The organism is Deltaproteobacteria bacterium (genome assembly GCA_021737785.1).
In the GTDB taxonomy this organism is placed as follows: Bacteria; Desulfobacterota; DSM-4660; order Desulfatiglandales; family Desulfatiglandaceae; genus AUK324.
This window is the reverse complement of record JAIPDI010000012.1, coordinates 67004-83007: the sequence shown is the minus strand read 5'-3', so window position 1 is coordinate 83007 and position 16004 is coordinate 67004. Positions and strand designations below refer to the sequence as shown.

The following is a 16004-nucleotide window of genomic DNA, read 5'->3' as shown; positions in this document are numbered from 1 at the left end:
GGTCTCTTTGTGTGGGCATTGCGGCGATGCCGCTATGAAAAAAACAAAAGGAGGGTGCAAGATGAAGAAAACAACAGTATTGGCGGCGTTTATGGTGGCGGTTTTTGGTATCATAGTCGTTCTACCCCCGGCGCTTGTCGGGGCCGAGACAATAGAACTGAAGTTTGCCACGGCCTTTTCCCCCAAGCATACCATGCAGACAAAGGTATTCGAACCCTGGGCCGAAAAAATCAGCAAGATGACGAATGGACAGGTCAAGGTAACCTTCTTCCCCGGCGGCGCCCTGGGAAAGACCCCGGATCATTATGCGCTGGCGGAAAAAGGGATCGCGGACATCGTCTATATCCTGCATGATTATACCCCCGGCCGGTTCCCCATGACCTCGGTGTTCGAGCTCCCCTTTATGGTTCCCTCAGCCCAGAAGACCTCAGTAGCCATGTGGAAGGTTTATGAGCAGTTTCCTGAGTTTCAAAAAGAGTATGGGAAGGTGAAACTCCTTGCGCTTTTCTGTCACGATCCCGGTGGATTCAATTCGGTTAAAAAGCCGATAAAAACCATCGAGGATTTCAAGGGGATGAAATTCAGGACCGCAAATCCGCACGTGACCAAGGCGCTCAAATTGTTCGGCGCAGTCCCGGTCAATATGCCGGTAACCGATACCTACACGGCCCTTGAAAGAGGCGTCGTGGATGGGACCGTCCTTCCGTGGGAGGGCAATTTTGTCTTCAAACTGGCCGAGCTCTTAAAATATGGGACAGAGGCCGATTTTTACACCATGACCATGATGGTGGTCATGAACAAGAAAAAATATGATTCCCTGCCGGATGATGTAAAAAAAGCGATTGACCAGACAACGGGAATGGTCATGTCGGAAGAGGCCGGAAGGGTGTACGATGCGGTAAGGCCTGTCATGAAAAAGCTCTGCATGGATAAGGGGATGGAAGCCATTCAGCTCTCTCCTGAGGAAAGAAACCGGTTGAAGGAGTTGTCCTTGCCCCTCAGGGCTGAATGGATAGAGGATATGGATAAAAAAGGTCTTCCGGGAAAGGCCGTATTGGATGCCGCGGTGAAACTGACCGGCGAATAGGCGGCCCATTGTCAAGCAGATAGGGTGCGGGATGCAAGACGATCCGGGAAGAGGGCAATCCAAAGAATTGTCCTCCTCTCCGGATCGTTATTTCGCGCCGGAAAGGGGGACTTAAGAGGCATGAGGATGAAAGCCGTTTCCGACAAATTGGGGCGAATAAGCGCCTCCCTTGCCTATGTGGGGGCCTGCTCGCTGTTCGGCATCATGTGTCTCACCACGGCCGATGTGATAGGCCGATATTTCTTTAATGCGCCGATCCTGGGCGTCTTTGAGCTGACCGAGTTTATGGTCCTGATCCTGATTTTTTCTTTTCTTGCATATACCCAATTGAGCAAAACCCATGTCTCCGTAGACCTGTTGATTTCCCTCTTTCCTAAAAAACTTCAGATATATATCGAGCTGTTCAACCATTCCCTCTGCCTGATCCTTATGGGCCTGATTACCTACATGGGTTTTGTAAGGGCCCTTGAGCTGGTTGAATTCGGAGAGGCCTCCCCCAATCTGGGCCTCCCCATTTATCCCTTTGTTTTCTTTCTTGTCCTGGGATGCCTCGTAATGTGCATTGAATATGTACGGGATCTGCTGAGATTATTCGGCGATAGAAAGGAGACCGTCGATTCATGAGCCCTGAAATGATAGGCATGATCGGGATTTTACTGATGTTCATCCTCCTTGCCATGGGGATGTATATCGGCATTGCCATGGCCTTGGTGGGGTTCCTGGGTCTGTGCATCATTGTGGGGTGGGATTCCGGCATGAGTATCCTGGGGATCACGCCCTTGGCTGAGGGATCGTCCTATACCCTGAGTGTGATACCCCTTTTCGTCCTCATGGGGCAGTTTGCCTTTATCTCAGGCATCAGCACCGATATTTACAAGACCGTATATGCATGGATGGGCCGGTTTCGAGGGGGGCTGGCCATGGCGACCGTCTGCGCCTGCGCCGGCTTTGCCGCAGTCTGCGGGTCTTCCCTTGCCACCGGCGCCACCATGGGCATGGTGGCAATCCCTGAGATGGACAAGTATAAATACAACCAAAGGCTCTCCACAGGCTGCGTGGCCGCGGGCGGGACATTGGGAATTCTGATTCCGCCGAGCATCGGGTTTGTCATATACGGGATTCTGACGCAGGAATCCATCGGCAGATTGTTTATGGCGGGAATCGTGCCGGGGATACTGCTTGCCGTCTTGTTTATTCTGACGATTTATCTGCAATGCAAGCTCAACCCGGAGATGGGTCCCCGTGGGGAGTCAACAACATGGGGGGTGAAAATCAGGTCCCTGTCCGGTACGTGGGGTATCCTTCTCCTCATTTTCATCGTCATGGGCGGGCTGTACATGGGCATCGTCACACCAACCGAAGCGGCTGGTGTAGGCGCCTTCGGGTCCTTTGTTATCGCCTTGCTCAAGGGGAAGTTAAGCGTGCAGGGCCTCATTCAATGCCTCCTTGAAACGGGTAAGACCACGGCCATGATCTTCTTGATCATCATCGGGGCAAACATCTTTTCCTCTTTCCTGGGATTGGCCAGAATTCCGATGGGTCTTGCGGACTTCATCGCCGGACTTGCCCTGCCAAAAATCGTCATCCTGATGGCCATTATCCTGATTTATGTCATGATGGGGTGTGTGATGGATTGCTATGCCATCATGATCCTCACAGTCCCCATCATCTTCCCTGTAATAGAGGCCCTCCAATTCGATCCTATCTGGTTCGGCGTTTTGATGGTGATTGTCCTGGAGGTGGGGTTGATAACGCCCCCCGTAGGCCTGAATGTTTTTGTCTTGAAAGCAGCGGCCCCCAATGTCCCCCTGACCGTCATTTTCCGGGGAATCCTGCCCTTCCTGGCGGCGGCCCTGCTGTTGATCATTCTGTTAATCCTTTTCCCCCAGCTTGCCCTTTTTCTGCCGTCGCGGATGTGATGAAACAGGCTCGCTTTCCTGAAGAGGCCGCAGGGAATTTTTCCTCGGCCTCCTCCCGTCTCTTCCACCCTGTACAATCGATCCTCAAGGTTTCCACTTAAACAGGTCTTCTCTTGCGGTCACCCCTTGGCTGGCCGCCAAGGGACTCCCAAGACGGCCTATCGGCCGCAACAAAACATTTTAACAAGTCGACAAAGACACCAGACTTCTTTATTTATCGCGATGAAGATTACTTCGGCGGTCTTAACCGGGTGAGGTGAGAAAATAGATCACGGATGTGATATAGACAATGAGGAAGAGGACGTTCAGGGTTAACCCGGAATAGGCATAATCCTTGTCCCCCAGTTCTTCAATGAGCGGGATCGATTTGAGGGAGAAAATAAATCCTGTCAGAAGGACGACAGGGACGATGATCAGATAGAGAATCGAGACCGGGAAGGATGTGACATCCTCCTCAAACCCGAGGATCAGCGTACCGATGATCCCGGCCGCGGCAAAGGGGGTCAGAAATCCGGCAATGGCCAGGTTATTCGGTTTTTGAGAACCCCGGGACATTATTTCGACTCACTATATAAAAAGCGTTTTTCCCGGCGCTTGTAGGCCCCGGCGACTTGGTGTATAATTGATGTGTTCTGCTTCGGATGAAACATGTCGTGCAGAAGACCTGAAGACACCATACATAATCAGATGGCCGCGTTCAAGTCTTTCCTAAGGCGGCCGGACGGCCGTAACCAAACAGGTTTCACCCAGGTCCCGGAAGCATTCTGGACGGCAAACCTCAGAGAAGTTACAGATAATGAGTCCAATAGTCAGTCATCCGGCATTGAGAACTTTCCGGCCGAGGAAAGACCGGACATAAGGATCATGACAACAGGAAAGTCCGATCCTTCAGAAAAGAGATCCTGATCGATCATTATCAAGGAGGAAACCATGCACAAGGTCGTCCTGCTTCGCCACGGCGAAAGCATATGGAATAAGGAAAACCTGTTCACCGGATGGACGGATGTGGATCTTTCCGAACACGGGAAACAGGAGGCAGAAGATGCCGGTCACATACTGAAACAAGAGGGCTATACCTTTGATATCGCCTTTACTTCGGTTTTGAAAAGAGCCATCCGGACGCTCTGGATCGTCCTCGATGAGATGGATCTCATGTGGATCCCTGTCCACCGGCACTGGCGCCTGAACGAACGCCATTACGGCGCCCTTCAGGGCCTTAATAAGGCGGAGACGGCGAAGCGGTTCGGCGAAAAGCAGGTCCTGATCTGGCGCAGGTCTTATGATACGCGGCCCCCGTCCCTGGAAAAGACGGATGAGCGATACCCGGGTAATGACCCCCGATACAAGGATCTGTCCGAAGCAGAACTCCCTGTTACGGAGTGTCTCAAAGATACGGTGGAACGGTTTATGCCGTACTGGAGGGAGAGCATTGAGCCTGTGATCCGGTCCGGTCAACGGGTGATCATCGCAGCCCATGGCAACAGCCTGCGTGCCCTGGTCAAATACCTGGATCATATTCCCGATGATGACATCGTGAGCCTCAACATCCCTACGGGCATGCCCCTCGTCTATGAGCTGGACAATGATCTGAAAGCGGTGGATCGCTACTATCTGGGAGACCCGGAGCTGGTAAAAAAGGCCATGGCCGCGGTGGCGCGTCAGGGGAAGTCAAAACAACCACAATAAAATAAGACTTTCGGTTGACATGTATCATCCCGATAAAATTTGCGAACATTTTTTGTGCCGGGGACCATTTCTGAAACATCTCCAAAACACCCTCCTTTTTTTGATCGCTTTCGTGGTATGATATGAATTTCGGGACCGGCTTCCATGTCGCCGGTTTTGGGGACGGTCAGGGCAACCCAGTTTCTTCCCCAAAGCCATAAATTTGACAGAATCAGGTCATCGGAGTATGGGCGCAACATATTGAAATAACCAGGATAGCTCGAATGTCAGGTTTGGCACGATTTCTGCTAATCTACCCCAGATGACACACACATCGTACAGGCCGGCTGTAAAAAGGGTTCATCGATGACAGGGACAAAAGATCATATCCGGGGTAAGGACATCCTAAATCTGATCGAACAGCTCCAAAGGGAGAGGACCCTCGTCAATATGCGGCTCCGAAGGACCGACATGGAATTGCTAACCCTGATCGACGACATTCAAGCATCAAAAAAGGGGGAGGTATTCGCGGTGGACCTGCATGCGGATTTGAGGGAGGGGCTCAGTTCCTTGGATGATGCATCTCTGAAATTCGAGTTCACGGATTCCAACAAGGTCCCCTGCGAATTCACTGCATCGCCGGCCGAGATATCGGACGACCGGATCTGGGTCCTGTTTCCAGACGTCATCTATCGGGAACAGAAGCGTGAACACTTCCGGATTGAGGCCCCCCTCGGCACCAGGGTCTGTTTCGAGAAAAACGGAGAAACGTATCGGTTGAATGTGAGCGACATCAGCATGGGCGGCCTCCTTGTGACAGTTCGAATCAGAGAGAGGCATCAGGAGATTCTGAGTGTTCGGGAAAGACTGCGGGACATAGAAATCGTTTTTCCATTAGATCGCGTCCAGATCCGAGAATCCGTGGTGGTAAGGCAGGAGGAACGCGCTCCAAATCATACCGTCCATTTCGGACTCCAGTTCAAGGCCATAGACGGAAACGAAAAGCGTGCACTGAAGGCAATCCTATACAACCTCCAAAGGGAGTTCCTTGCAAGGAGGGCCGGAACGGTATGACGGTTGAGAACGGACATCACCGCATCTCTCTAATGGCCCGCTTTGGTTCACCGGCCAGCCTATTTGTGCTGCCCGGGGCACGGCCCTAATCTTGACAATATCCCAGTAATGGCGTGGTAGAATCAATGGTTTCCAAACACCGACTTATGGAGATAAGGAAGGAGCGCCTGGTCGAAGTCTCCGGAAATATAAGAGATTATAAAGATTTTGATGTGTATTATCTGGACCCGGGCCTGTGCAAGTTCCTCCTGTACAAACCCAGGGGCGTCGACATCGATCGGGTCAGAATAGAGGAGGGCAAAATTCCTCCCAAACTGTACGTGTCCTTGTCTGACAGGATTCATCATGTCTCCCGCCATCAGCAGAGGTACAACGCCGAACTGAAAATGGTCCTAAGGGCCAATCCCGCCAAGTCAAAGCTATTGTTGAAAAAGGCCCTGGATTTGAGTCTGGCAACCCCGGCGCCCGAGATCTTCCATTCCCTGGGAAAGACCCTGGATGTGATTGTGGACGGCTATCTGGCAAACCCGGAGATTGTCAAGAACATGCTCGACATCGCAGCCAAAGACGATTCAACCTCAGCCCACTCTGTAAACGTTATGCTGTATTGCCTGGGCTATGCCCGCGCAGCGGGACTTTCCCTTGAAGAATTGAAACTGTTTGGCCTCATCGGATTGCTTCACGATGTCGGAAAAATACGGGTCCCCGACACCATTCTGAAAGCCCCCCGCAAATTGAGCCCTGCCGAGTTTGAAACCATCACCCATCACCCGGACGATGGATATGGTATTCTGTCCCAGACGAGATTGGATCACAAGATCCGCACCGTGGCCCTGCAGCATCACGAGAGACTGGACGGATCAGGTTATCCAAGAAAACCGCCCCGAGACAGACTGCTGCCAGAATCCATGGTCCTGGCAGTGATCGATACCTATGAGGCATTGACAAACTGGCGGCCATACAAGGATCCGATGGATCCTATCGAGGCGCTCCAGCTCATCAAGGAAGAGGTCGTGAAAGGGAAGCTTGACCCGGAGGCATTTGGAATCTTTGCACGGAGTCTCATAGGCTCCAAATAAGCGACCCCCGCTGCCTCGAAACACCCGGCCAGCCTTTCCTGGTACCCCTTCCCCCCATCACACCCATTATTCCTCAGGCGTCGCTGCAGGCCTGGGCCGCGAATACCCCTTTCCTGATGCCAATTTCAGCAATTCTCCATCCTGCACAGAGAGGGCCGCGCTCATTTTTTTCCTTGACAAGGGTTTTTTGTATACTTTATAAAGTATACAAAATAGAATTTTAAAGGCGCCCGATGCAAAAAATCCATGCCACGACCCTGCACCAGGAAATCGTCTCCCGAATACGGAAGATGATCCAGAAGGGGATCTTGGTCAGGGGCCAAAAGGTGAGCGAAAAGGACCTCTGCGAATCCATGGGGGTCAGCCGAACCCCTGTCCGCGAGGCCCTCCGACAGCTCACATCAGAGGGGCTCATCCAACTCATCCCCCACAAGGGCGCCTTTGTCAGTCAGCCCTGTATTGAAGAGATCAGCGATCTGTTCGAAGTCATGGGCGTGCTGGAGGGGGCATGCGCCCGGCTCGCCGTGATCCGCATGAAGGAAAGAGACCTTCAGAAAATCGAAGCCCTCCACGAAGTACTCGAAAGCCACTTCCGAAACAGGGACCATGAAGCCTATCTGAAGACCAATCATATCATTCATGCGTTTATACAGGAATTGACCGGAAACAGGGTGTTAAACGACCTGATCAACGGCCTGAGGCAGAAGATCCTCCTCTATCGCCAGCGACAGCTTTACCAGCCGGAGCGCTTTGACCAATCCATTCAGGAACATCGGAACCTGATTGGGGCATTTCGGACGCGAGACTCCGATTCAGCGGAATCCTTGATGAAGCACCATCTCCTCATGCAGTGCAAGGCCCTTGTCGGGCTGTATGCCAGCAAGGAGGCGGAAGAAGGAAAAGTGGCGGCGGCACGATAACGCGCCAAACCTGATAACCTTAGCGGATAAGGAGGTCGCAATGAGATCAAGAACCACAAGATTCGGAATCCTGGTTGTTACTTTATGCCTGGCAGGTGCCTTTCTGGCCTGGGGCCAACCCGCGGAAGCCCGTCCCGTGATGCTCAAGGTCTCCCATCAGTTTGCGTCCGGCGATGTCCGGGACCTGATGGGGCGGGTGTTTGGAGACATGGTCACCAAGAAGACCAACGGCGAAGTCACATTCCGCTATTATCCGGCCAGCTCCCTGTTCAAAGCGAAAGAGCAGTGGGATGCCATGCGCAACGGCGCATTGGACATATCCATATTCCCCCTGGATTATGCCTCCGGAAAAGTACCTCAATTCTCGATCACCCTGATGCCCTGTTCGGTTGCCAATATCAAGCAGGGGTTGAGCTGGAGAAATAAGCCGATCGGCAAAAAAATCGAGGCCCTGATGGAAGAAAACGGCGTCAAAAACCTGGTATGGGCATGGTTCGACGGCGGCATCGGCAGCTCCATCAGACAGATAAAGCTCCCGGAAGACGTGAAGGGAACCAAGATGCGGGCGGCCGGCAAAAAATTTGAATACATGATGCAACAGGCCGGGGCCTCCATCACCAGCATGCCTTCCTCAGAGACCTATCATGCCTTGTCCACCGGGGTCCTGGATACCATGCTGACCTCGTCCGCCTCTTTTGTTTCATTCCGGCTCTATGAGGTCCTCAAGTATATCAATGCCCCGAAGGACTATTCCATCTGGTACATGTCTGAGAATCTGTGCATTTCCACGAAAACATGGAACCGGCTCACGCCCGAACATCAGAAGGCCTTTCTTGAAACCGCCGAATGGATGCACGAAAACTGGATTTACCAGAACTTTAAAGGTCTTGTAGACAAACTTGTCGAGGAATATACCAAGGCAGGGGTCGAGATCCATTACATGACCGAAGCGGAATTCAACTCCTGGCTGGCATTTGCGAAACAGACCGCATGGAAGGATTATGCCGAGACCGTGCCGGGGGGGCAGGAATATCTTGATATGGCCCTTGAGGCGATGAAATAGAAATGGAAGTGAGCTAAAGCGTCCAAAGTGACTAAAGTGAGCTAAAGTTAAAGACGGCATTTAAAACACGAGGTCGCGTCTTCCCCCCTGTTGGACAGGGCATACTTTAAGCACTTTAGATCACTTTAGACACTTCAAGATTAACAAAGAGGTGTCCGATCATGAGGGTATTCGGAAGAGCATTGGCATGGTGTATTGACGGATTGACCCACCTGAGCGGCTGGATCGCCGCATTATCTCTGGTGGCGGCGGCCGTGATCGTAACCGAAGGCGTCGTTATCAGAAAGGTATTCGGCATTTCCACGATCTGGCAGATTGAGGCATCTGTGTTCCTCCTGATATTTACGGTCTTTTCAGGATCTGCCTTTGTTCAGAAAAACGAACATCATCTGAATGTGGATCTGGTGGTCATCCATCTCTCTCCCAAGTCCAGGGAGATCACCCTTATCGTGGTTTCCATCCTGTCGTGTATAATCGCCGCGGTATTGGCATGGTATGCCTGGCCCATGTGGTGGGAGACCGTGGTTCGCAACGACCACTCGGAATCGCTGTGGGGCCCGCCCCTCTGGATTCCATACTTCTTTCTTCCACTCGGGATGACGCTCCTTTTTTTCCAGTACATCCTGTACATACGCAACAAGATCATCGCCCTCAGAACAGGGGAGTACAATGAAGAGGCGGAGCTGTTTGAACTGAGAGATATCGACATCCCCAAGACTGATTCAGACCCGGAATAACCGATACGGTCCTGGAAAGGAAAACTGAGCATGGATGAGCTGTCGATTGCGATGCTCCTGTTTGGAGGGGCATTTGTACTGTTGATCTCCGGCATTCCCATATGGGCGGGACTGGTCGGTATCTCCATGATATTCGTTCTCATCTTTTCTCCCCATCTCATCCCCACAATCCCCTACGTGCTCTACAGCAGCATGGACAACTTTGCCCTGCTGGCGATCCCCCTCTTCATTCTGCTCAGCGCGCCCATCGCCGAATCCAATGCCAGCAAGGATCTGTACGAAACCCTTCATAAATGGCTGTACAAAATACCGGGGGGCTGGGGATTGCCAACATGATCGGCTGCGGCATCTTTGCGGCCCTGTGCGGCTCCAGTCCTGCCACGGCCGCAGCCATCGGAGGGATCGGTATCCCGGAGATGAGACGCCGCGGCTACTCGCCTGCATTGAGCACCGGATTGATCGCCCACGCCGGAACCTTCGGCATCCTGATCCCGCCCAGCGTCACCATGATCCTCTATGGTGTCGCCACCGAGACATCCATCGGTAAGTGCTTTATCGCGGGTATTCTACCGGGGATGCTCGAAATCCTCTTGAGCTGCATCTGGGTGGGCGGGGTGTTTTACTATCGAAAGATCGTGCCTGCCAAGGCCGGCGCCATGTATTATATCGAAGACCGGGGCATCATCGAAAGCTTTACCTGGAAGGAACGCTTCGAGTCCCTCATCAAGATCCTGCCGTTTGTCCTGATCATATTCGGGATCATGGGGTCGCTCTATGGCGGCTGGGCAACGCCGAGTGAGGCCGGGGCATTGGGAGCGGTGTTGTCCATCTTCTTCGTCATCACCATTTACAGAATTTACAGACCCCGGCAACTCTGGAAAATCTTCATCAAGGCCCTAAACGAGAGCAGCATGATCCTGATGATCATGGCCGCCGCCGTGCTGTTTGCCTATGTCTCTTCGGATCTCTATGCCACACAGGCCATGGGCGAACTCATTTTGAGTCTCCCTTTTGGAAAATGGGGGATCATGTTCCTCATCAATATACTTCTCCTGATGCTGGGCTGTTTTATCCCCCCGGCGGCCGTGATCCTGATGATTGCGCCCCTGTTGGTTCCCATTATCAAAGGACTGGGATTTGACCCCATATGGTTTGCCGTGATCATGACGGTCAATCTCGAAATCGGCCTGGTCACTCCGCCCGTAGGGCTGAATCTCTATATTGTAAAGAGCATCGCGCCGGACGTCCCCATGTCCCATGTCCTGTTGGGCGTCGTGCCTTTTGTTATCATCGAAGGGCTCGTGATCCTCAGTGTGTGTATCTGGCCTGAACTGGCCACATGGCTCCCTGACAGGATGATCGGGTGAGCAAGGCGTTAAGTAAAAATCTTCAAGCTGTTCAATTAATCCAAGCAGGGATAACGCGAATGACCCATGAAAAAACATTGAAGGCCTCCTTCTTGAATGTCTTCTCAGCCCGGGCCAGCGAGGAGGCCATTGCCTTTTTCCGTGAGGGCGTTGTTGAGACGGAATTGACATACCAAGACCTGGACCGGGATTCAAACCGGATGGCCAACACCCTGAAAAACCTGGGGGTGAAAAAGGGAGACCGGGTCATCCTCTTTCTTCCCAAATCCCTCTTGTTTGTGGTCGCCCACCTGGCCCTTCAAAAAATGGGGGCCGTCGGCGTCCCCTTGAACCCGGGATTCAAGAAGTCGGAAATGGAATACCTCATTCGCGATGCCGATGCAACACTGGCGTTTGCAGGCCCTGAGCAGGAGGAGATTGTCCATGATCTCGCCCCGGGGCTTACCTCCCTCACCATTGATACAAAAAGGCCTTACCAGGACCTGGACTTTTTCCGTTCCGCCTCGGACGACCGGGTAGAAGAAGACGTCGGCCCGGATGACCCAGGCCTCATCATCTACACCTCGGGCACCACCGGGAGGCCGAAAGGGGCGATCCTCACCCAGGGAAATCTGACCCATGATGCAAGAAATATTATCAACATATGGGAAATAGCGGAAACCGACGTTTTATGTCATGCACTCCCCCTCTTTCATGTGCACGGTCTCTGTTTTGCCCTCCATACCGTCCTCATGGCCGGGGCCCGTGTCCTGATGCTGGATCGATTTTCCCCCCGGCAGGTCTTGGATCTGCTGACGGAAAAAACCGGGCAACATGCCTGCACTCTCTTTATGGCCGTGCCCCCGATGTACGGCAAGCTCATGGACCATGCGGGGGATAGGAAGCTGGACTTCGAGCACATGCGTCTGTGGACCTCCGGATCGGCCCCGCTTCTGGCAAAGGACTTTGAAAAAATAGCCGGGGTATTCGGAAAAGAACCCGTGGAACGCGAGGGGATGTCAGAGACCGGGATGAACTTTTCCAATCCGGTCAGGGGGCTGCGCAAGCCCGGTGCCATCGGTCTGCCACTTCCGGGCCTGGAAGTCCGGATCGTCGATATTGAGACATTCAAAGACGTGGTTCCCGGCCACGAAGGCGAGATCTGGCTCAGAGGTCCGGGAGTGACCCCGGGGTACTGGAACAAGCCAAAAGAAACCGCCCAGGCCTTTGAAAAGGGATGGTTCAGGACCGGCGATCTGGGAAAGGTGGATGCGGACGGTTATTATTACCTGACCGACCGATGCAAGCATATTATCATCTCCGGGGGCGAAAATATCTCCCCCAAAGAGGTGGAAGGGGTCATCAATGCACTGGATGATGTGCGAGAGTCATCCGTGGTAGGCATTCCTGATGCCCAATGGGGAGAAAAGGTGGTGGCCGCAGTGGTCAAAAAACCTCAGGCGGATATCACATCCGGTGAGATTCAGGCCCATTGCAGGACGCATCTTCACGATTGGAAATGCCCCAAAGAGATTCTTTTTGTAGAGGAACTGCCGAAAAATACCATGGGAAAGGTGTTGACTCGAGAGGTGAAACAGCTTTTTCACTCCTGAAGGGAATTCCGGCGTTACCGCAACTGATCGGAGAACCATTAAAATGGAATATAGAGAGCTCATCAGCGGCAAGAGAGTCCTTATCGTAGACGACGAGCAGGATGTCCTCGATACCTTGGCAGGCCTGCTGGACATGTGCAAACTCGACACGGCGACCACGTTCGAGGAGGGGAAAACGCTCCTTGAAAACAATCTGTATGATGTGGCGATCCTTGACATCATGGGCGTCCAAGGATTTGATCTTCTTGCCGTCGCATCCAGACGGGGAATCCCCGCACTGATGCTTACGGCTCACGCCCTGTCGGAGGAAAGCCTCAAGAAGTCGGCGGAAAAAGGGGCCTATTATTTTGCGCCCAAGGATGAAATCGATCGCATCCATGTCTTTGTTGCCGATGTATTGGAGGCAAAAGAGAAACACAAGAGCGCATGGATCAAGGTATTTGAGAGGCTGGGGCACTTTTACGACAAAAAATTCGGCGGCCCTGACTGGAGAGAAAAGGAGAAGGAATTCTGGGAGAAGCGGACCCGGATGTTGCGCTGACAACCTGTTTGGCTGACAGAATGAAACAAAAGAGGCATCTCCCCTGGCCAGGGGAGATGCCTCTTTTTTGAGATTTTTTCTTTGTGGGCTTTGCGGTGTTGTGTGAGAAAAAAACCCGTGCGCCTACAGGGGGATATTTCCGTGCCGCCTTTCGGGAATCGACTCCTGTTTGTCCTTCAGCATCATCAGGGCATGGATCAATCTTGGCCGGGTGTTTTCAGGAAAAATGATATGGTCCGTATACCCCAGTTCCGCTGCCTTGAACGGACTGGCGAAGTTGTCCCTATACTCCTCAACCAGCCTCTCCTTCACCGCGGCCGGATCATCCGCCTCGGTCAGTTCCTTTCTGAAGATGATGTTGGCCGCCCCTTCGGGACCCATGACCGCAATCTCGGCCGTCGGATAGGCAAAGTTGATGTCCCCGCCCAGGTGCTTGGCCGACATGGCGATATAGGCCCCTCCGTAGGCCTTTCGGGTCACCACGGTGATTTTGGGGACCGTGGCCTCTGAATAGGCAAAGATGATCTTGGCCCCGTGTTTAATGATTCCATCATATTCCTGCTGTACCCCGGGAAGGTATCCGGGCACATCCACAAAGGTAATGGTGGGGAGATTAAAGGCGTCGCACATCCGGATGAACCGGGCGCATTTGACCGAGGCCTTGGTATCCAGACACCCGGCCAGAAATTTCGGCTGATTGGCGATAATGCCGACGGAGAGGCCGTTCAACCGGCCGAAGCCCACCACCATGTTCTTTGCAAAGTGCTTCTGTACCTCGAGGAACCGTTGGTTGTCCAACACCGTTCGAATAATCTCCGTCATATCGTAGGGGAGCCTGGGATTGGTCGGCACCACGGTATTGAGAGATCTTTCCGTCCGGTTCGGGTCGTCCGCACACTCCACCGCAGGCGCCTTTTCCCTGTAATTCTGAGGAAGGTACGACAGGATCTCCCGGACCCTGTCCAGGGCCGCCTGGTCCGAGTCCTCGGCAAAGTGGGCCACCCCGCTCTTGGTGTTGTGGGCCATGGCGCCCCCCAGTTCCTCGGCCGAAACCTCCTCCGAGGTGACCGCCTTGATGACCTGCGGCCCCGTGATAAACATGTTGCTCGTCTTCTTGACCATGATGGTCAGATCCGTGAGCGCAGGGGAGTATACCGCGCCCCCGGCGCAGGGGCCCATAATCACGGATATCTGGGGCACCACCCCTGAACTCCAGACATTTCTCTTGAATATCTCGCCGTACCCGGCAAGGCTCATGACCCCCTCCTGGATCCTGGCCCCCCCGGAGTCGTTCAGACCGATCATGGGGGCCCCGTTCTTGAGGGCCAGATCCATGACCTTGCAGACCTTCTGACCGAATGCCCCGCTCAGGGAACCCCCGAACACAGTGAAATCCTGAGAAAAAAGAAAAACCCGACGGCCGTTAACGGTTCCATAGCCGGTGACCACCCCGTCTCCCGGGATCTTCTTCTTATCCATGCCGAAGTCCTGGCATCGATGAACCACGAATTTATCCAGCTCTTGAAAACTCCCTTTATCCAGAAGGCCGTCGATCCGCTCCCGTGCGGTCATCTTCCCTTTCTTATGTTGGTCGTCGATGCGCTTCTGCCCCCCCCCCAACTCCGCCTCAAGATTCCTGCTTTCCAGCTCCCTGATCTTGTCGTCAATGTTCATTCGGATATCTCCAGTGTTAAAGGTCGATTAGGATGCGTGAGTCCTTATCCCCGGGGATCGTGCGGATTTTACGGTTGAATAAAGATGAAAAGACTGATATGAAGGATATTCAATCATGCGGCACCATCATATGTGAAATGCCCTCATTGTCAAGAATAAACAGTATGAGGCGTAAGGCACAAGGCGTTGGGAGCGAGGGACAATGCCGCTGAATAGATCAATGGCAACCGATGACGTGAAGCACAATTCTAAGAATTCATTAACCTTCAAACTGCTGAAGCAAGGTAAGATGACAAAACGCAAGAGAACCATTCTGATTTTTCCGGGCCAGGGTTCCCAGTATGTGGGCATGGGAAAAGACCTGTACGACAGATTCCCGCTGGTCAAGGACATCTATAATGAGGCCAGTCAGGTACTCGGGTATGACGTCGCCGAATTGTGCTTTCAAAAACATATGTTCGGAAAATTTATCCACAGGGCCGACCTGAACAAGACCCTTTACACCCAGCCCTCCATACTCACCATGAGCTATGCCTGCTACCGGGTCCTGGAGGAAACGTGTAGAGAACGCGGCATTGTTCTGGACGTCTCTCTGATGGCCGGACACAGTCTGGGCGAATATACGGCATTACTGGTGGCTGAGGCCATGGATTTCAGGACAACGCTCTCTTTGGTCCACAAAAGGGCAGAGCTGATGACCGAATGGGGCACCTCCTATCCGGGCGCAGGGCTGATGGCCGTGGTGAACAAGGGAAAGGAAATCGATAACGCCAAGATATGCGCCATGTGCAAGGACTTCGGGGTCTTTATCACTCTCAACAATACCCCGAGCCAGATGGTTGTGGGCGGCTCCAAAAAAAGGCTGGCCGAGATGGGGGATCAGCTGAAAAAGGAAGGGCTTCTCTCAACCATGTTGAAGGTGGAAGGTCCGTTCCATACGCCCATCATGAAGCCTGCCGCGGATAAATTCAAGCAGCACCTGGAAAGGTGCGAAATAGAGATTGCCTCAAAACCGGTCCTGGCCAACGTGACCACAGAGGCCATTGTAGACCCGCTCCATATCCGACAGGAACTCTATACTCAGATCTTCAACATCGTCAACTGGCGGGGGACCATCGAACGGCTCATCCGCAAACCTGACAATCTCTTTATAGAATTGGGACCCAAGCAAGTCCTGAGCAACATGATCAAGGATATTGACCCATCCGCTTCGCGAATCAACATGGAAGACATCGATTCCCTGGAAAGAACCGTAGGCCGACTGGCACAACAGATAGAAGAGTGAT

General features: G+C 52.9%; 14 protein-coding genes and 1 pseudogene. 13 read left to right on the top strand and 2 right to left on the bottom strand.

What is annotated here, in order from left to right; all coding sequences use genetic code 11:
• The first annotated feature begins 61 nt into the window (after positions 1-61).
• The 3 genes from K9N21_08145 (at position 62) to K9N21_08135 (ending at position 3006) form a co-directional block, all read left to right on the top strand.
• Complete coding sequence (locus K9N21_08145) at positions 62-1087, top strand: TRAP transporter substrate-binding protein (GenBank protein MCF8143873.1); 1026 nt, start codon at positions 62-64, stop codon at positions 1085-1087.
• Between the two features lie 126 nt (positions 1088-1213).
• Positions 1214-1711, top strand: a complete 498-nt coding sequence (locus tag K9N21_08140) for a TRAP transporter small permease (GenBank protein MCF8143872.1) — start codon at positions 1214-1216, stop codon at positions 1709-1711.
• Positions 1708-3006 carry a TRAP transporter large permease gene (locus tag K9N21_08135; protein ID MCF8143871.1) on the top strand — a complete coding sequence of 433 codons (1299 nt, stop codon included), beginning with the start codon at positions 1708-1710 and terminating at the stop codon, positions 3004-3006. Before K9N21_08140 ends, K9N21_08135 begins: the two co-directional genes overlap by 4 nt.
• Positions 3007-3249: 243 nt before the next feature.
• Here K9N21_08135 and K9N21_08130 read toward each other — a convergent pair whose 3' ends face one another.
• Complete coding sequence (locus K9N21_08130) at positions 3250-3561, bottom strand: hypothetical protein (protein ID MCF8143870.1); 312 nt, start codon at positions 3559-3561, stop codon at positions 3250-3252.
• A gap of 375 nt (positions 3562-3936) precedes the next feature.
• Between K9N21_08130 and gpmA the strand changes: the two genes are divergently transcribed.
• The 9 genes and pseudogenes from gpmA (at position 3937) to K9N21_08085 (ending at position 13044) form a co-directional block, all read left to right on the top strand.
• Positions 3937-4692, top strand: coding sequence for a 2,3-diphosphoglycerate-dependent phosphoglycerate mutase (gene gpmA / locus K9N21_08125; protein MCF8143869.1), 756 nt, complete (start codon positions 3937-3939; stop codon positions 4690-4692).
• A gap of 345 nt (positions 4693-5037) precedes the next feature.
• Positions 5038-5745, top strand: a complete 708-nt coding sequence (locus K9N21_08120; GenBank protein ID MCF8143868.1) for a PilZ domain-containing protein — start codon at positions 5038-5040, stop codon at positions 5743-5745.
• 125 nt (positions 5746-5870) lie between these two features.
• Positions 5871-6824: an HD domain-containing protein gene (locus tag K9N21_08115; protein ID MCF8143867.1), complete on the top strand. Its 954-nt coding sequence runs from the start codon at positions 5871-5873 to the stop codon at positions 6822-6824.
• 233 nt (positions 6825-7057) lie between these two features.
• Entirely contained in the window at positions 7058-7744 is a 687-nt protein-coding gene (locus K9N21_08110) for a GntR family transcriptional regulator (GenBank protein MCF8143866.1), read from the top strand.
• A gap of 40 nt (positions 7745-7784) precedes the next feature.
• Positions 7785-8807 carry a TRAP transporter substrate-binding protein DctP gene (gene dctP / locus K9N21_08105; protein MCF8143865.1) on the top strand — a complete coding sequence of 341 codons (1023 nt, stop codon included), beginning with the start codon at positions 7785-7787 and terminating at the stop codon, positions 8805-8807.
• Between the two features lie 161 nt (positions 8808-8968).
• Positions 8969-9544 (top strand): TRAP transporter small permease, encoded by a 576-nt coding sequence (locus K9N21_08100; GenBank protein ID MCF8143864.1) that lies wholly within the window; start codon positions 8969-8971, stop codon positions 9542-9544.
• 30 nt (positions 9545-9574) lie between these two features.
• Positions 9575-10911, top strand: a pseudogene (locus tag K9N21_08095) (TRAP transporter large permease).
• Positions 10912-10970: 59 nt separating this feature from the next.
• Complete coding sequence (locus K9N21_08090; GenBank protein MCF8143863.1) at positions 10971-12503, top strand: acyl--CoA ligase; 1533 nt, start codon at positions 10971-10973, stop codon at positions 12501-12503.
• Positions 12504-12546: 43 nt separating this feature from the next.
• On the top strand, positions 12547-13044 hold the full coding sequence (locus K9N21_08085; protein MCF8143862.1) for a response regulator: 498 nt from the start codon (positions 12547-12549) through the stop codon (positions 13042-13044).
• Between the two features lie 123 nt (positions 13045-13167).
• Here the strand turns inward: K9N21_08085 and K9N21_08080 are convergent, their stop codons facing one another.
• Positions 13168-14718: a methylmalonyl-CoA carboxyltransferase gene (locus K9N21_08080; GenBank protein MCF8143861.1), complete on the bottom strand. Its 1551-nt coding sequence runs from the start codon at positions 14716-14718 to the stop codon at positions 13168-13170.
• A gap of 289 nt (positions 14719-15007) precedes the next feature.
• Between K9N21_08080 and K9N21_08075 the strand changes: the two genes are divergently transcribed.
• The gene (locus K9N21_08075) at positions 15008-16003 is read left to right on the top strand and encodes an ACP S-malonyltransferase (GenBank protein MCF8143860.1); all 996 of its coding nucleotides are present in this window, start codon (positions 15008-15010) and stop codon (positions 16001-16003) included.
• Position 16004: the final 1 nt, after the last annotated feature.